Raw genomic sequence first — 17,472 nt, 5'->3', positions numbered from 1 at the left:
TGGGAGAAAATCGTCGGCCAGAAAGATCGCCCGTAAAAAATACGGCCGCTTACTCGGCGCGGCGAGCCCCCGCCGCCTGTTTGCTCTGGGCGATGAAGCCCTCCATTTCCGCGGTCATGGCCGGAATGGTGGCGACGCCCAGGGCGAGCAGATGATCGTGGAAAGCCCTGATGTCGAAGTCGGCGCCGAGCTCAGCCTCGGCCCGGCGGCGCAGGCGCACGATTTCGATTTCGCCCAGCTTGTAGGCCAGGGCCTGCCCCGGCCAGGTGATGTACCGGTCGATCTCGGTGCCGACCTCATGGTCTGACAGGGCCGTGTTCTCGCTCAGGAAGGCGATGGCCTGGTCGCGCGTCCAGCCCTTGGAATGCAGGCCGGTGTCGATCACCAGCCGCGCCGCGCGCCACATCTCATAGGTCAGGCGTCCGAAGTCCTCATAGGCGTCTTCATAGATACCCATCTCGACAGCCAGCTTCTCGGTATAAAGCGCCCAGCCCTCGCTGAAGGCCGAGATGCCCGCCTGCGCGCGCCATTCCGGTAGGGCCGCGTGTTCACGACGCAGGTTGCCGTGCCAGGCGTGGCCCGGGTTGCACTCATGCACCGTCAGGGCCGGGATGTTGTAGCGCGGACGCGACGGTAGGTCGTAGTTGTTCAACAGGCAGACGCCGTTGCCGCCTCGGCCGCCGGTGTAAAAGGGCGCGATCTCGTCCGGCACGGGGATCAGGCTGAAGGTGTCGCGCGGCTTCAGATTGAAATACTGCCCCATCTTGCCGTCGACCTTCTTGATCACCCAGGCGCCGTGCCACAGCAGATGCTCAGGCTTGTCGTATTTGAACTGGGCGTCGGTCTTCAGGAAGGTGAGGAAGTCGGCGAAGCTGCCGGTCCAGCCGGTGCTGCGCATCACCGCTTCCATCTCGGCGCGGATTCGGGCCACCTCGGCGCGGCCGATCTCGTGAATCTGGTCCGGCGTCAGGTTGACGCTGGTGTATTGGCGGATCTGCGTCTGATAGAAGTCGTCGCCGTTCGGCAGACGGTTAGCGCCAAGCGTGTCGCGCGCGCCCGGCACATATTCGTCACGGATAAAGCTGAGCAGGGTGCGGTGCGCGGGCACGACCTGCTGCTGGATCACCTGGACAGCCTCGGCGCGCAGGCGCTGCTTGTCGGCGTCGGAGATCGTCGACGGCATGTTGATGAAGGGCTTGTAGATCGGGTTGGCCTGCGGATCCGTCGGTTCGGTCACGGCCAGGATGGAGACGTCCCGCCCGACCAGAGAGGCCTTGGGCTGGGTGAAGCCGCGCGCCAGTCCGGCGCGCATATTGGCGATCTGCTGGTCGAAATAGCGCGGCGTGTCGCGCAGTTGGGACAGGTAGCGGTCATAGTCCTCCACCGAGGTGAAGGTCTGGTTCGCCATGCCCGAAATCGACGACCAGAACGAGCTGTCCGAGTTGAACGGCATCTCGTACAGGCGATGGCGGCCGTCATCGACGAAGTTGTCGATCTGGTGCTTGTAGACCGCGTAGTTGGTGCGCTCGGACGGCGAGAGTTGGTCCGGCGCAAGGGCGCTCAGGCGGCGCTGGACGTCGGTCCAGTAAGCCAGCCGGCGCTGCTGGGTCGCGGCGCTGACGTCCGGCAAGTTCGACGGCTTGGAGGCGCGCGACGGAATCTCGTTCCGGCGCCAGGCGTATTCCTCCTCGGCGATAGCGCGGAACTGGGCGTCAAGGGCGCTGGCGGTCGTCGCCGTGGCCGTGGCGGGCGCCGAGGCCGAGGTCGCCGACGCCGTCGTCGGCAGGGCGGCGAGCGCCAGAACGCCCGCCGCGGCGGCGATGGCGCTATATGCGGTCAGGGTCTTCATCAGTTTCTCCCCTTGGTCCTGAGGACGCCCCCTCGAGGCCCCCAGCGTGAAAAGACGCCCGTCGCCGGGCGGCTTTCCCTAGTTGCGGATCAGAAGCGTGCGTTGACGCCGATGTAGGCGTAACGGCCCAGGTTGTTGTAGATGCTGGCGTTGAAACCGGTGTTCAGCGACGTGCCGGTCCAGGTGAACGGCGTCTGCGGCGGCTCCTCATTGGTGAAGTTGTTCACCCCTGCGAAGACCGAGAACTTGTCGAAACGGTATTCCGCCCGCAGGTCGTGGGTCAGCCAGGACGGCGCCTTGTAAGGCTCATAGGCCCCTGCCGGATCCTGATTGCTGCGCACCATGCTGCTCAGATACTGGTTGGCGTAGGAAAGCGAGACCCGGTCGTAATCCCAGGTGACGCGGAAGTTCATCCGGCGCTTGGGATTGGGCAGTTCGCCCGCCTGCTCGTCGCGCACGCTGGGGTCGCCCGGGACCGGATCATAGGTCAGGTCTTCCAGGAAGCCCGCCGCAGCACTGAAGGACAGCGAGCCGTAGTCCGGCAGTCCCAGCTTGGCCAGGTCCGTGCGGTAGGAGGCCGTCACGTCCCAGCCCGAGTTGGTGTACTCGGCCACGTTCAGCACCTGGTTCAGCACGCGGCCGACGTTGCCGTCCGAGGTGCGGGTCATGCTGCCGCAGAACGGGTTGTCCAGCGTCGGACTGTCGACGCAGTTATTGATCACATTGCGCCAGCCCAGCGAGGCGATGACGTCGCTGATCTTGATGTCATAGTGATCGACCGTGATGGCCAGGCCCGGCAGGAAGGACGGGGTCAGCACCACGCCCAAGGTCAGGGTCTCGCCCTCTTCCGGTTTCAGATCAGGATTGCCCCGGCTGACGACCGCCTTGGTCCCCGAGGACTGGACGAAGTCGGGCGACAGCCCCAGAGCCGCGCAGTTCGCCTTGCGGTTGGCCGGGAAGTTGCCGAGATTGACCCGCGTGGCGTCACAGGGATCTTCAACCTGGCTGAAGCCTTCACTCTCGCCGCCGAACAGTTCGTTGATATTGGGCGAGCGAACGGCCTTCGCATAGTTGCCGCGGAAGCGGATGTCGCGGTTGATCGTCCATTCCAGACCCACGCCATAGCTGCTGTCGCCGCCCGTGGTAGTGTAGTCCTGGTAACGATAGGCCGCCGTCAGATCCAGGTACTGTACGAACGGGACATCGGCCATCAGCGGCAGGTTCAGTTCGCCGAAGACCTCCTTGGATTCATAGTTGCCCTCGGTGATCTGCTGCGAGTTCTGGAAGATCCGCGCGTCCTGGGACAGCTTGTCCGGCACGACGCGGGCGTATTCCTTGCGCCATTCCACGCCCGCCGCGAAGGCGACCGGCAGGCTCGTCCCGCTGAACAGCGAAGGATAGGAGAACAGCTCGCCATTGACGGTCGCGACGGCATTCCACTGGCGGGTGACGTCATTGCGCACAGTGTGCAGGTAGGAATAGTCGATGGCTTCCTGCGAAGCCACGCCGGCGCCGAACAGGTTCAGCGGCTTACAGCCATTGGCCTGGGCCGCTTTGCTGCGGCACACGATCTGGCCGTTTTCATAGACGGCGTCGATCGAGTCGTAGAACTCCTGCTGCAGGCGGTCGAAGTTGGTGAACTGCGACTTGGTCTGTCCGTAGTTGAAATAGGTCTCGAAGCGCCAGCCGTTGCTGAAGGCGCCGTCGAAGCCCGTGACGAAACGGGTGGTGTCGTAGGCGCTCTCATAGGTGCGGATGCCGAAATCACGGTCGTTCCGCGTGATGTCGAACTCCTTCACGCCCGCAGCCGTCAGCATGGCGCGCAGGTCGGACGGCAAGAAGGCGTTGTCGGCGTAGATGTGATAGGCGTTGCCGACCCCTCTGCCCGGCACGTCATGGGCGAAGGTGCCGTTGGTGTTCTGGCTGGACGCTTCGGTGTGGAAATACTTGCCTTCGGCGAACAAGTTCAGCTCGGTGATGTAGTCGCTCATCGGCTGGAACTGATGACGCAGTTGCAGTTCGCCGCCGTAACGCTCCACCGGCGTCCGCAGGGAGTCTTCGCTGGGCTTGAAGCCCGCGCCGCCGATCGACAGCTTCTGCTCGCGGCCGGCGCCATCCACCACGATCTGGCCGCGATCGAACGGGATCAGCTTGCCGTCCGGCGAGAAGGTCAGGCTGTAGCCCGCCGCGCCGCCGATCGGCGTGACGATCACCGGCGTGTAGGTGTTGTTGGTGATGTTGGTATAGACATCCCGCGCCATGATGAAGGACGGCAGGCCGTCGTTCGGGCTCTTCTTGTTCGGGTTGGGAATGTAGTTGATGGCGTCCATCGCATAATCGCGCTGATGCCGGTACAGACCCTCGCTCTTGTCGTAGGTGGCGGCGCCCATGATGTTGGTGCGGCCGTCGTTGAAGTTCCGACCCACCGCCACAGAGCCGTAATAGGTGCTCGGGCCATCGGCCGAACCGTACTGCGCCTGGGCGGCGACGCCGTCGAAGTCCTGCTTGGTGATGAAGTTGACCACCCCGGCCACGGCATCGGCGCCATAGACCGCCGAAGACCCGCCCGTCACCGTGTCGACGCGAGCGATCGTGGTCTTGGAGATGGTGTTGACGTCCACGGCGCTGGTGCCGCTGGACCCGGCCACATGGCGGCGGCCATTGACGAGAACCAGGGTGCGGCTCGAACCCAGGTTACGCAGGTTGAGCGTGGCCAGACCCTGACCGGCGATCGTATTGGTGGTGCTGGAAGCCGAACTGCCCAGGCCGACCTGCGGCTGGCGCGCCATGGCGTCGATCAGGTTGGTGACGCCGATGTTCTCGATTTCCTGGGCGTCGACCACGTTGACCGGGGTCGAGGCTTCGACGTTCGGGCGGCGGATACGCGAGCCGGTCACCACAATGTCGGCGACGGCGCTGGCTTCCGGGTCGGTCGCCGGGGTTTCAGATTGCGCCCAGGCGGGCTGGGCGGCGGCGGCCGTGACGGCCAGACCGGCGATCATGGTGCCGGTCTTCAGGTACGCAGACAGTCTCATTGAATCACCCCTCGTTTTTTTGATGTGAAGCACGGGCGCGCCCTCCCCATTAGGCGGCGCCCGGCTCGTCCGTTGTTGGTTCAGCGCCCTCCTTGCGCCTCGCCTCGCTCGGCTTTTTGCCGCTCGACCATGGCCCGCACGTCGGCCAGCAGGGCCGGCGCGTCATAGGCGACGCCGCGCGCCACCGTCCAACGCACCCCGCCGACCGTCTCGATGCGGTTCTCAGGGCTCAGGCGCTCATGCCCGGTGCCGTAAAGCGTCTTGAAGTTGGCCAGCGGGTTCTCGGTCGTGATGACCAGATCCGCGCTCATGCCCGGCCGCACGATGCCGAAGGTCGGCGCCTTGCCGGTCGGCTCGGCCAGGGTCATGGCCCCGTCCATCGTCGCGGCGCGTACGATCTCCAGCGGGTGGAAGCCCGCTTCCTGCAGCAGTTCCAGCTCTTCGACGTAGCCAAAGCCGTACAGCTTCCAGATAAAGCCCGAGTCCGACCCCACCGTCACCCGGCCGCCGACCTTCTTGTAGTCGTTCAGCAGCCGCATGAACCGCTCATAGAAGCGGCGCCACGCCACCTCGTTCGAGGTCGTCCAGTCGAAGAAGTAGCTGCCGTGGTTGTCGCGCGTCGACTGGAAGTAGTCGGCCAGCGTCGGCAGGGTGTAGGTCTGGTGCCAGGGCGCGTTGCGGGCCTTCATCAGGTCGCGCGACGCCGCATAGATGGTCATCGTCGGATCGAAGACGACGCCCGCCTCCTTCTGGGCCTCCAGATAGGCGTACCACTGCGGCGAGCCGGGCTCGACCTCGTCCCAGATTTCGGCCGCCTCGCCGAACCGCTTCTGCTCGTCGTAGAAGTTGTAGTCGGTCGGATAGTTCTGGATTGTCCGTCCGCCCAGCAGGGATTCGAAGTGGCCGTAGAAGTGGGTGATGGTCCCCAGGCCCGCCGCCGCCAGCTGTTCGGCGTTCAGCTGCGCCACGCCTGGCTGGGCGATGTGGGCCACGGTGCCCATGCCGACCTTCTTGGCCTCGTCGAGCGCGGCCAGGACCACCTCGGGCGTCTCGTCGCCGCGCAGGAAGAACTTGATGCCGTCCACTCCGTTGGCCGCGCCCCAACGCACCCATTCGCGCGCCATTTCCGGATTGCGGATGCGGCCCCGCGACCAGCCCGAGCCGATGGTCTGATAGTTGTAGATGCGCGGGGCGACGATCTCGCCCCGGGCCGAGCGGGCCTTTTCCGACACGGCGATGTCGTGCGGCGCCAGGCTGACGCCGCGCACCGTCGTCACCCCGTGGGCCAGCCACAGCTTGTAGACATACTCAAGGTCCGGCGCCTTCTGCGGGCTGCCGCCGTGGGCGTGGGCGTCGACGAAGCCAGGCATGACGTACATGCCGCGCGCGTCGATCTCGTGCGCTGCGTTCAGCGGGGGGCGGCCCTCACGCTCCGGCAGGCCCGGCCAGCCCGCCTGGATGATGTCTGTGATCTTGTCGTTCTCGATGACGATGTCGACCGGCCCCATGGGCGGCGCGCCCGTGCCGTCGATCAGCATGGCGCCGCGCACCACCATCAGGGGATAGGGGCCGTAGCCCTCGCCCGCCCGGCGCGCTGGCGCGGGGTTCAGACTGTTGCGGGCCTGAGCCGCCGGCGCCTGAGTCTGGGCCGACACTGCACTGGGCGCCATCGCCAGAACGAGCGCGGCGGCACAGGCCGCCCCGGCGCCCCTGAAGATGGACTTCTTCTCTAGACGAGTCCGCAAGCTGCAATCCCTCCCAAGATCGAGGGCCGTTCGACCCTTGTCAGCGCATGCCTGGCCCCTCAGCCGGCCCCCAATTCGCTAGCACCCCATCGCAGGCAAGAGTTTCGGATATTTTCCGCCTCATGGAATAAAATTTACGAAGAACCCTAAAACCGTATACGTTCTTCGAAATGACACAATTCGAACCCTTCAGGCGAAGGAACCGTTGTTTATCCGCCAATTATGATTTTATGATCCAAGGTTAGCGACGAAGAACGGCGAGTTAGGGTCGTTTTTTTCGATGCCCTTGCGTATGCGCCGAGAGAGCGCATCAAGAATGATGCGCCATATCGCGGCTATTCCGAATATTTTCACTTCAGCGCCATAGCCGATCGAATGTCTGGGGAGACAGATGAGTTTTTTGACACGCCGCAAAGCCCTGCCTGCGCCGGGGAGCGCAGCCCACAGGTCTCAGGGGCTTAAGCCCACCCTGTCTTGGCCCCACCTCGTGGCGCTGGGGGTCGGCGCCATCGTGGGAACCGGCATCTACACCCTGATCGGCGTAGGCGCCGAGCGGGCGGGTCCGGCGGTCATGCTGGCCTTCGTCATCGCAGGCATCGTCTGCGTCTGCGCCGCCCTGGCCTATGCCGAGCTGGCGACCATGATCCCGGAATCGGGCTCGGCCTACACCTATTCCTACACCACCTTGGGCGAGGGCGCGGCCTGGATGGTCGGGTGGAGCCTGATCCTGGAATACACCGTGGTCTGTTCGGCCGTAGCCGTCGGCTGGGCGGGGTATTTCTCGGGGATGATGGAAGGCATCGGCATGGGTCTGCCCGCCGTGCTGACTTCGGCGCCGTCACAGGGCGGCATCGTCAACCTGCCCGCTGTCGTCATCGTCGCCGCCGTGGCCGGGTTGCTGGTCGCAGGGACCAAGGAAAGCGCCTCGATCAACGCCGCCCTGGTGGTGGTCAAGATCGCCGCCCTGATCGCCTTCGTGGCCATCGCCCTGCCCCACTTCAACGCCGACAACCTCAAACCCTTCATGCCCTACGGCTTCTCGCACGGGGTCGGGGCTCAGACCGGCGTGATGGCGGCGGCGGCCATCATCTTCTTCGCCTTCTACGGCTTCGACGCCGTAGCCACGGCGGCCGAGGAAACCCGCAACCCCGCCCGCGACCTGACCATCGGCATCATCGGCTCCATGGTCGCGTGCGTCGCCATCTATATGGCCGTGGCCATCGCCGCCCTGGGCGCCATGCCCTTCACCGAGTTCATGAAGTCGCCCGAGCCGCTGTCGCACATCATCCGCACCGTCGGTTCGGACCTGTGGGCCACCCTGATCGCGGGCGCGGCGGTCGTCGCCCTGCCGACCGTCATCCTGGCCTTCATGTTCGGCCAGAGCCGCATCTTCTTCGTCATGGCGCGCGACGGCCTGCTGCCGCGCAGCCTGGCCCATGTGTCCAAGCGGTCCGGCGGCCCGGTCCGTGTGACGGCGGGAACGGCCGTCCTGATGGCGATCATCGCGGGCTTCATCCCCCTGGGCGACCTGGCCGCCCTGGCCAACGCCGGGACGCTGGCGGCTTTCGCCTCGGTCGGCCTGTGCCTGATCGTGCTGCGTCGCCGCGAGCCGAGCCGCCCGCGCGTCTTCCGCGCCCCGGTCTGGTGGCTGGTGGGGCCGATCGCCATCGCCGGCTGCATCTATCTGTTCTTCAGCCTGCCGGCCTCGACCCAGATCAACTTCGTCATCTGGAATGTGATCGGGGTGGCGGTCTATCTGCTCTACAGTCGGCGCAACAGCCTGCTGAACGGCTAAGAAACAAGGGCGCCGAGGCAGACCTCGGCGCCCTTTTCAATTCGTCAGCGCGTCGCTTCCGGCCGTGTTTTCTTGCGCAGCCACATGGCCGCGTCCGCCTCGGCCAGCCAGACGTCGGCATCCGCCTGTCCGGCGAATGCGCGCACGCCGAAGGAGCCGCCCAGGGGCAGACGCTCGCCTTGCCAGAGGAAGCCTTCGCTGTTCAGCGCCTCGCTCAGCCGCCGCGCCTTCTCGCGCCCTTCCTCGGCGCCCGCGTTCATCAGCACCACGGTGAACTCATCCCCGCCCATGCGGCCCACGGCGTCGGACTCGCGGACATTCGCCATCAGCAGCTCGGCCACAGCGATCAGGGCCGCGTCGCCCGCAGCATGGCCCAGCCGGTCGTTGATTCCCTTGAACCCGTCCAGATCGAGATACAGCAGCGCCGCCTCGACCCCGTGGCGGCGGCAATAGGCCAGATTGCGCGCCAGCACCGTCATGAAGCCGCGCCGGTTCAGCGCCGGCGTCAGCACGTCGTGATCGGCCAAGGCCTCGGCCCGTTCAGCCCGCTCGGTCAGTGCCGCTATCTCGGCGTGCAGACGCGTGATCTCGGCCTGCAAGTCCGCCTTCGCGTCCGCAGCGGTCGTCTGTTCGGCCAGGTGGTTCAAGGCAGGCTCCGACGCCGCATTTCCGGCCGACTCACGGCCCCGCGACGCAGCTGAGTCTAGCGTCCTCGGTTGCGGGCGCAACGCGGGTGCTGTAACGGGCCGCTTTCCGCATGGGGAGCCTTTGCGCATGACCGCCTCCACGCCGCCGGCCACGACGCCTCCTGTCGCCATCATCATGGGCAGCCGCTCCGACTGGCCCACGATGAAGCTGGCCGCCGACCGCCTGGACCAGTTGGGCGTCGCCTGGGAGGCCAAGGTCGTCAGCGCCCACCGCACGCCCCAGCGCCTCTATGACTTCGCCACCACGGCCAAGGACAAGGGCTTCAAGGTCGTGATCGCGGGCGCTGGGGGCGCGGCCCACCTGCCGGGCATGGCCGCCTCGATGACCGACCTGCCGGTGCTGGGCGTGCCGGTCCAGTCCAAGGCGCTGAAGGGCCTCGATTCCCTGCTCGCCATTGTCCAGATGCCCGGCGGCGTGCCCGTCGCGACCCTGGCTATCGGCGAGGCGGGCGCCGCCAACGCCGGCATTCTGGCGGCGCAGATCCTGGCCCTGTCCGATTCCGCTATCGCCGAGCGTCTATCCGCCTTCCGCGCCGCCCAGACCGAATCCGTCGCCGAAAGCGTCGAAGACTGATGCCCGATCTTCCCCTGCCTCCCGGTTCGACCCTCGGCATTCTCGGCGGGGGTCAGTTGGGCCGGATGTTGGCGCAGGCCGCCGAACGTCTGGGCTTCGACGTGGTGATCCTCGATCCCCAGCCGGACTGCCCGGCCGCCCGCGTCTCGCGCGCCCAGATCACCGCCCCCTATGACGACCCCGACGCCCTGCAGGCCCTGGGCCGTCTGTGCGACGTCGTCACCTTCGAGTTCGAGAACGTCCCCGCCGCCTCGGTCGAGACCCTGGCCGAGGCCGGCGCCCTGGTCGCACCGGGACCGACGGCTCTGGCCGTGGCTCAGGACCGGGTGGATGAGAAGACCTATCTGAACGCCGTCGGCGCCCCGACTGTCGATTTCGCCGCCGTGACGACGCTGGACGACCTGACCGCCGCCATCGACCGCCTAGGCCTGCCCGCCCTGCTGAAGACCCGCCGCGAGGGCTATGACGGCAAGGGCCAGGTCTGGATCCGCGACGCCGCCGAGGCCGAGGCCGCCTTCGACACCATCGGCCGCCGCCCCGCCGTGCTGGAGGCCGCCGCCGTCTTTAATCGCGAGCTGTCCGTGATCGCCGCGCGCGGCCGCGACGGCGCCGTCGCCGTCTATCCCTTGGGCGAGAATGTCCACCAGAACGGGGTGCTGAAGACCACCACCGCCCCCGCCGCCGTCGACCCGGCCACGCAAGGACGCGCCGAAGCCATCGCCGCCGCGGTGCTGGACGGCCTGGACTACATCGGCGTCATGGGCATCGAACTGTTCGACATGGGCAGCGGAGAGTTGCTGGTGAACGAGGTCGCCCCGCGCGTCCACAACACCGGCCACTGGACCCAGGACGGCTGCGTCTGCGACCAGTTCGAGCAGCACGTCCGCGCGGTCGTCGGCTGGCCGCTGGGCCCGAGCAACGCCTACGCCCGCATCGAGATGACCAATCTGCTGGGCAACGAGGTCGATCAATGGCGCACGCTGGCCGCCGAGCCGAACGCCCGGCTGCACCTCTACGGCAAGCACGACGCCCGGCCGGGGCGGAAGATGGCGCACGTCAACCGCATCCTCTGAACCCTTTCACAGCCTTCCCTCTCCCGATGGGAGAGGGCGTTACGCCTTGGCGCCGTAGCGCAGCCGCCCCAGCGCCTCGGTGATCGAGCGCACGGGCGCGTCGAAATCCTTGCCCGCCTTCCACTTCTCGAAGGCCATGACGTTTTCGATGCGGCGGGCGACAAAGGCTTCCGCCGCCTCGCGCCCGTCGAACCAGCGCATGGTCAGGGCGGGAATCAGGATTCCGCCCAGGATCGCCCGCTTGGAGTAGTGATTCTGGTCCGTCGCGGTATCGCCCGCCCAGCGCCAGAGATGATCCGCTGTCTCCCACGCCAGCTTGAAGCCAAGGTCGACGTTGGTCGGCAGGCTGAGGAAGCCCGCGCAACGCTTGGCCGCTTCGATGTCCTGCGCCCCCGCCTCCATCCGCGCCGAGACGGCGGCGGCGATTCGTTCGCGAATCTTCATCGTCGATGCGGGCGTGGCTTCCAGCGCCTTCAAGGCGCGCGCGTCGTGGCGGCGCGACAACAGGACCGCCAGATCGCGCGCCCCGTTAGGCAGCAGCAGCTCCTGGTCGCCTAGCGACAGGCCGCACGCCTCGCACGCGGCGCGCGTCAAGCGCGCGTTCCAGCCCAGCGCGGGCGCGCGTTCTATGGCTGCGTCCAGAACGGCCTGTTCTGTGCGGTCGGCCCAATCGCCTTTCGGAGCGGTCTCGGCTGTCTCGGTCATGGGCGCCACGATACGCCCATACGGCGGGCGTTTCGACCCATCACGATTAGGCGCGACGATCTGGACACGCCCCCCCCGATCATGTATCAGCGCGCCTTCACTCGAGAGGGCTTCCTCTTGAGCGTGGTTTTGTTTTGTCTGCCCGTCTCCCTTGGAAAGGACGCGGCGGGCGGCCAAAGGAGAGAGACCCCTGGTTCAGATTTTTGTCCGCGACAACAATGTCGATCAGGCGCTGAAAGCCCTGAAGAAGAAGATGCAGCGCGAAGGCAGCTTCCGTGAAATGAAGCGTCACGTGCACTTCGAAAAGCCGTCGGAAAAGCGCGCTCGCCAAAAGGCCGAAGCCGTCCGTCGCGCCCGCAAGCTGGCTCGCAAGCGCGCCCAGCGCGAAGGCCTGCTGCCGGCCCCCAAGGGTCGCGGTCGCTAAGACCGACTGACGCCTGAAAGATCAAAGGCCGCCCCGGTTCGCCGGGGCGGCCTTTTTCTTTGCCTGGTTTCAAGCCGTCTCCCCGGCGCTCTCTCCCATCTCCCCTCTCCGTCATCTTCGGACTTGATCCGAGGATTCAGTTATTCGTTGCCTCGCTCTTTCCGATTCAGCGCCGCGTTCGGGGCCTCGCCCGATCCTCGGATCAAGTCCGAGGATGACAGAGCTAAGGGGCGACGACACAGGCAAAGAAAAAGCGGGAAGACGCCGCCGCCTTCCCGCTTCCAATCAGGGCGTCCCCTGCCCTTCCCCCATCAAGGGGGGAAGGGAGAGGCATTGCCTCGCCTCACCGCCCCGTCACGGCGCCCATGAAGCTCTTCCAGCTCAGCTTCACGTCGGACAGGGCGCCGGCGCGGAAGGCGCGGCCCGCCGCCCAGACCATCAAGGCGGCGAACAGGAACATGCCGACCAGGCCGCCGATCATTTCGATCAGAGGCGGCCCGCTGGGCGCGCGGGCGGCCATGACGAAGGGGGTGAAGGGCGGGATCAGGCTGATCACCTTCACCACCATGGCGTCCGGCGTGCGGATGGCCATTTGCATGACTAGGATCGGCACGATCAGCACCATCATGATCGGCCCCATCAGGGTCTGGGCGTCGCGCGGCGTGTCGCAGAAGGCGCCGATGGCGGCGAACAGCACCGCATACATCAGATAGCCGCCGACCAGCAGCAGCAGGAACCAGACGAACAGGCCGTCGGTCAGCAGCACCGAGCCGATGTCGCGCGCCACGTCAGGCATGCTCGCCATCAGGCCGATGGCGCCGATGCCGCCCCAGGCGCCCAGCACGGCCAGAGTCAGCAGGGCCACGCCCAGCACCTTGCCCGTCAGGATCTCGGTGGCCGAGGCCGAGGACAGCAGGACCTCCAGGATCTTGTTCGACTTCTCCTCCATCACGCTGTTCAGCAGGATCGAGGCGCCGGTCATGACGAGGGACCACAGGATGAAGCCCACCGCCAGGCCGACGAGGACCGGCAGCTTGTCGCGGAACGAAACCTCTCCGCCCGACGCGGCGCGCGGCGAGAAGACCGACACTTCAGGCCGGAACCGCTCGGTCTGCGCCACCACCGAAGGATCGATGCCGCTGGACACGAAGACGCGGCTGCGGTTGGCGGACTTCAGGGCGTCGCGCACGGCGTCTTCCACCACATCGTCGGTGGCGCGCCCGGTCCAGACGCGCGCGCCGGGCTGGCCGTCCTTTTCGGTCAGGAAGACGACGGCGTTCAAACGCTCGCCCTCAGGCGCGTCCTTATCGACATAGCGGCGGGCCAGGGCGTCGCGCGCCTCGCCGGGCGCAGCGGCCAGCAGGTCAGCCGGCGCCTCGACCAGCTCAAACGAACGCTTTGGCGTCTTGAAGCCAGCGGCGGCGCGCGGCGCCTCCTTCTTCAACGCCTCCAGCCCGGCGTCGAAGCCGCCCTTCTCAGCGGCCTCGCGCACGCGGTCCCCGCCCGCCGTTCCCGCCTCGGGCACGGCCGCAAGGCGCAGGGCGGCGATATCGGCGCGCCCGCGTTCCGTCTCCAGGGCCTGGCGCACGGCGGCGGCCAGACCCGACCCGGCCGGGGTTTCGTCTATGATGACGGCTTCGCGCTGAGGCTCTGCATGTTTCATCAACACCGGAATGGCGCCGCCCAGCACGGCGAACAGCGGAAAGGCCAGCAGGGACAGCCAGAAGCCGACCGTCTTGGCGTAGGCCAGAAACTCGCGGCGCGCGATCAGAAGAATGCGGCTCATCGCGCGGCCTCCATCTTGTCGGTCTTGGCGACGGACTGATCCTCGTCCGGGTGGTCGCCGGTCAGGGCGATGAAGGCGTCGTGCAGGGTCGGCTCCTTCATCTGGAAGCGCCGCACGTCCAGCCCGCCCAGGAAGGCGGCGCGCAGGGCGGATTGCGCCTCCGCCCCCGGCGCCAGGCCGACGCGCAGGGTGCTGACGGCGCCGTCCTCCGCCAGGATCTCGATGCCGCTGACGCCCGGCAGGGCGGCGACCGCGTTGCGGTCCAGCGACCCCTCCAGCTCCAGAAAGCGCGGCGAGGTTGCGCGCGCCTGATCCACTGTGCCCTCGAAGGCTTTACGCCCCCGGGCCAGCAGCACGACCTTGTCGCACAGGCGCTCGGCGTGCTGCATCACGTGGGTCGAGAACAGCACCGTCGCCCCATCGGCGGCCAGGGCGCGGATCATGGCTTCCAGCCCCTGCTGGTTCATCGGGTCGAGCCCCGAGAAAGGTTCGTCCAGGATCACGAACTCAGGCTGATGCACCACCGATGCGATCAACTGGACCTTCTGGGCCATCCCCTTGGACAGCTCCTTCATCTTCTTCTTGCTGGCCTCGCCCAGGCCCATCTGCTCCAGCATCTCGCGGCCGCGACGGCGCCCCTCGGGCAGGGGCAGGCCCTTCAGGCCGCCGAAGAAGGCGATGGCGTCCACCGGCGTCATCTTCTTATAGAGGCCGCGCTCCTCGGGCAGGAAGCCGATCCGGTGGCGCACCTTGCGGCCGTCGTCGGCGCCCAGAATGTCGATGCGTCCGCTGGTGGCGGGCTGCAGTCCCAGGATCATCCGCAGGGTCGAGGTCTTGCCCGCCCCGTTGGGCCCCAGGAAGCCGCAGATCGAGCCTTTCTCGACCTGAAAGCTCAGGTCGGAGACCGCCTGGAAGCCTCCGTATCTCTTGCTGATTCCGTCCAGCGTCAGCGCCGCGACCATTCGGTTCCCCTGCGATAATTCAACGGTCGAAGGTAAGGGCGCGAGCCGCTTCGAGTAAAGCAACTTTTACATTACGGTTTGGTCATGATGCCGCGCCGCCGGATGCGGTCAGACCGGCGCCTTCACCCGGATATCGAAGCTCTGTCCAACGATCTTGGCGGGGTCGACCTGACCGCCGTTGCGGCGGACCTCGAAATGCAGGTGCGGGCCGGTCGAATAGCCGGTCGAACCGACCAGGCCGATGCGCTCGCCCGCCTCCACAGTCTTGCCCGAGTGGACGTCGATGCGGCTGAGGTGGCCGTACAGGCTGGTCATGCCGTTGGGATGCTGCACCTCGATGAAGTTGCCGTAGCCGCCCGCCTGATAGCCGGCGCGCAGCACCTTGCCCTCGGTCGTGGCGAAGACTCCTGTGCCGGTGGGGGCGGCGATATCCACGCCCTTGTGCGCCCGTGCCTTGGCTTCGATCGCCAGCTTGCGCAGGCCGAACGACGAGTTGATGCGATATCCCTTCACCGGGGCTTCGAAGACGATCTTGCGCGTCACCGGTCCGGCGGGCTCCGCCACCGCCTTTACGGGCGGGGCGATGGGGGCCGACACTTCGACGACCTTCTCAGGCGCGGCGGCGATCATGCCGACGGGCGCAGCAGCCATCGCCAGGACCGACAGGGCGACCAGGGCGCCGGTTTGACCAAAACGGATGACATGCGGCCGAACGGCCGGGGGGACTAGACGCATACTCAAACGACTCATTCTGAGCGCTTCGTCAGCGCGGGGGGAGCCGTCAGGAAGGCGCGAACACGCACGCAAAGCGAACAACCAAGGCTCGCCGACGGCCGGATTTGACCGCCTTTTGCAATTTCACCGGGACATGAATGGGGCGCCCCGAGGGCGACACGGCGTCGCACCTCGGGAACCTTCGTTTTCCAACTCTACAGCGGCAGGCTGAACTTCACCGCCGCCATATGGCTGTCGGCATGGTCGCCGAAACGGCCCTTGTAGCCGATCGAGACCTTCAGCCGCTCCATGACCGTGCCCTCGATCCCGGCGGCGGCCAACACCTGCCCGCCGAACGGCAGGTCCACGCCGCGGGCCAACACCTTGGCCGGATTGCCCAGGATGCCGGTGCGCACCGCGTCGCTGTCGTCGCTGAGGCTGTCGCGATAGCCGCCCTCGGCGTAGAAGCGGACGCGCTCGGTCCCGCCCTCGGCGCGCAGGGCGATCTCGGCCGTCGTCGCCTGCACCGAACGGTCGGCATAGGCGTATTGCGCCGCCGGTCCCTGCTCGCTGAAGCCGTCCACATCGGCGTTGATCCAGGCCACCGCCGCGCGCGGCGACAGGGCGAACCCGCCCATGTCGAACCACATCCCGCCCTGCAGCCGCGCCCCGGTCGAGACGCCGCGCGTCGAGCCGCTGTGAACGATCGGCGCCAGGCTGGTCAGACGATTGATGTCGTTGAAGTCGTCCTGAGCCACGCCCGCCGCGGCGTTGACGAACAGGTCGCCCGCGCGCCAGCCGCCGTAGACGTCCAGTCCGAAGCTGTCGATGTCCGCGCGCAGGGCGCCTGCATCGACATCGGCGTTGCGATAGGAACCGGACAGGCCGAAACGCCAGGTCTCGCTGCCCGACTCCAGGGCGATGCGCACGCCGTAGCCGTCGGACGTCGCCTTGCCGATGGCGCCGCGCGCGTCCGTCTCGGTCTTGTCGGCAAGGGCGCCGACCGAGATGGAGGTCCCGCCCATCCACGCCTCGCGCCCCGACAGGGCCGCCGTCGAACCGTCCAGCGCGTCCTCTCGGTGACGCCACGCCGTCTCGCCCAGCACGGCCGTCTGGCTGCCCAAGTCGCCGTAGTAGAGGTAGTCGTTCGCCAGCCGCGCGATCACCTCATGCCCCTTGGCCGTCGGATGCACCCCGTCGAAATAGAAGTAGGAGTCAGGGTTAGAGCACACGGTCACGCCGTTGAAGCAGGGCTGCGTCACGTTCGACACGCCAAACGCGCTGGGGTTGCCGGAAATCACATCGCCGACCTTGAACAGGTCCATCATGATGATGTTGGTCCCCGGCCTCGCCGCCGCCGTTGCGTTCAGCCCGGTCAGCAGGGCGCCGTTGAAGGTCGTGACGGCGAAATCCGCCAGCGGCGCGGCCGGCGTGGCCCGGAACTGCGGCGTCAGACTGAGCTTGGGCAGGTTGGTGACCAGCACCGTCCCCGCTCCCGCCTGGGCGATGCTATTGACGATGAAGTTCATGTCTGACGCAGCGCCTAGGGCCACGGGCGTAATGGCGCCGGTCGGATTGGTCGAGGCCCCGGCCGCGGGCAGCCCCTGGAAGATGTTGTTCGCCCCGCCCAGGACGCTGACCAGATCATTCGCGCCGAACGTCCCGCCGCGCTGCAGATACTGGGCCAGTTGCAGCCGCATCCCCAGGGGTTGAGCCTGGCTGTCCGTGCGCGCGCCGCCGAAGGCGTAGTTGATGCTGCCCGTCACAGGGCCCATGAAGTTGGCGGCGTTGAAGCCCAGCCGTTCGGTAAAGACCGGACCGTTGGAGAATCGCCCCGCGCCATAGGGCGGCGAGGCCGGCGTCGATCCGCCGGTCGCCAGATAGAGGTTGCCGTTGTCCGAAAGGCTGTCGCCGAACACCACCAGACGGCTGTAGCTCTGGGCCGAGGCGGCCCCGGCGACAGACACGGCGGCCAGGCTCAGGGCGGCCAGCGCCGCTCCGCGAAGAAGACGAGTCATCGCAATCCCTCCCATCGACCGTCAGTATGCGGCCGTTAAACCGCACTCTGCGCCGCTTTTCTCAGGACGCAAGATGCCCCTGGGG

13 protein-coding genes are annotated in these 17,472 nt (G+C 66.9%); 4 read left to right on the top strand and 9 right to left on the bottom strand.

The features are described from left to right. Positions 1-49 precede the first annotated feature (49 nt). From PIB44_RS05035 to PIB44_RS05025, 3 genes are all read right to left on the bottom strand, one after another. Positions 50-1,849 carry a DUF885 domain-containing protein gene (locus PIB44_RS05035; RefSeq protein WP_278070646.1) on the bottom strand — a complete coding sequence of 600 codons (1,800 nt, stop codon included), beginning with the start codon at positions 1,847-1,849 and terminating at the stop codon, positions 50-52. An 89-nt stretch (positions 1,850-1,938) separates the two neighbouring features. Continuing rightward, entirely contained in the window at positions 1,939-4,884 is a 2,946-nt protein-coding gene (locus tag PIB44_RS05030; RefSeq protein WP_278070645.1) for a TonB-dependent receptor domain-containing protein, read from the bottom strand. Between the two features lie 80 nt (positions 4,885-4,964). After that, positions 4,965-6,629 (bottom strand): amidohydrolase family protein, encoded by a 1,665-nt coding sequence (locus PIB44_RS05025; protein WP_278070644.1) that lies wholly within the window; start codon positions 6,627-6,629, stop codon positions 4,965-4,967. A 391-nt stretch (positions 6,630-7,020) separates the two neighbouring features. On the opposite strand from PIB44_RS05025, the gene PIB44_RS05020 reads away from it, so the two are divergent. After that, entirely contained in the window at positions 7,021-8,424 is a 1,404-nt protein-coding gene (locus PIB44_RS05020) for an amino acid permease (RefSeq protein WP_278070643.1), read from the top strand. 44 nt (positions 8,425-8,468) lie between these two features. On the opposite strand, the gene PIB44_RS05015 is transcribed toward PIB44_RS05020, so the two are convergent. Next, positions 8,469-9,071 (bottom strand): GGDEF domain-containing protein, encoded by a 603-nt coding sequence (locus PIB44_RS05015; protein WP_278070642.1) that lies wholly within the window; start codon positions 9,069-9,071, stop codon positions 8,469-8,471. A 127-nt stretch (positions 9,072-9,198) separates the two neighbouring features. Between PIB44_RS05015 and purE the strand changes: the two genes are divergently transcribed. Together purE and PIB44_RS05005 are read left to right on the top strand one after the other, a co-directional pair. After that, positions 9,199-9,705, top strand: a complete 507-nt coding sequence (gene purE, locus PIB44_RS05010; protein WP_025978178.1) for a 5-(carboxyamino)imidazole ribonucleotide mutase — start codon at positions 9,199-9,201, stop codon at positions 9,703-9,705. Further along, the gene (locus tag PIB44_RS05005) at positions 9,705-10,778 is read left to right on the top strand and encodes a 5-(carboxyamino)imidazole ribonucleotide synthase (protein WP_278070641.1); all 1,074 of its coding nucleotides are present in this window, start codon (positions 9,705-9,707) and stop codon (positions 10,776-10,778) included. The genes purE and PIB44_RS05005 overlap by 1 nt, the downstream gene beginning before the upstream one ends. A 39-nt stretch (positions 10,779-10,817) precedes the next feature. Here the strand turns inward: PIB44_RS05005 and PIB44_RS05000 are convergent, their stop codons facing one another. Then, complete coding sequence (locus PIB44_RS05000; protein WP_253119425.1) at positions 10,818-11,483, bottom strand: COQ9 family protein; 666 nt, start codon at positions 11,481-11,483, stop codon at positions 10,818-10,820. A gap of 190 nt (positions 11,484-11,673) precedes the next feature. On the opposite strand from PIB44_RS05000, the gene rpsU reads away from it, so the two are divergent. Next, entirely contained in the window at positions 11,674-11,907 is a 234-nt protein-coding gene (gene rpsU / locus PIB44_RS04995) for a 30S ribosomal protein S21 (protein ID WP_087139870.1), read from the top strand. 343 nt (positions 11,908-12,250) lie between these two features. Here the strand turns inward: rpsU and PIB44_RS04990 are convergent, their stop codons facing one another. From PIB44_RS04990 to PIB44_RS04975, 4 genes are all read right to left on the bottom strand, one after another. Continuing rightward, positions 12,251-13,693: an ABC transporter permease gene (locus PIB44_RS04990; protein WP_025978175.1), complete on the bottom strand. Its 1,443-nt coding sequence runs from the start codon at positions 13,691-13,693 to the stop codon at positions 12,251-12,253. Beyond that, positions 13,690-14,655 carry an ABC transporter ATP-binding protein gene (locus PIB44_RS04985; protein ID WP_278070640.1) on the bottom strand — a complete coding sequence of 322 codons (966 nt, stop codon included), beginning with the start codon at positions 14,653-14,655 and terminating at the stop codon, positions 13,690-13,692. The genes PIB44_RS04990 and PIB44_RS04985 overlap by 4 nt, the downstream gene beginning before the upstream one ends. A 108-nt stretch (positions 14,656-14,763) precedes the next feature. Next, on the bottom strand, positions 14,764-15,390 hold the full coding sequence (locus PIB44_RS04980) for a M23 family metallopeptidase (protein ID WP_025978173.1): 627 nt from the start codon (positions 15,388-15,390) through the stop codon (positions 14,764-14,766). Between the two features lie 194 nt (positions 15,391-15,584). Next, on the bottom strand, positions 15,585-17,387 hold the full coding sequence (locus PIB44_RS04975; RefSeq protein ID WP_278070639.1) for an autotransporter domain-containing protein: 1,803 nt from the start codon (positions 17,385-17,387) through the stop codon (positions 15,585-15,587). Between the last annotated feature and the right edge of the window lie 85 nt (positions 17,388-17,472).

Origin of the sequence: Brevundimonas sanguinis, from assembly GCF_029636725.1 — a bacterium.
GTDB classification, from domain to species: domain Bacteria; phylum Pseudomonadota; class Alphaproteobacteria; order Caulobacterales; family Caulobacteraceae; genus Brevundimonas; species Brevundimonas sanguinis.
This window is presented reverse-complemented; position numbering and strand designations above follow the sequence as displayed.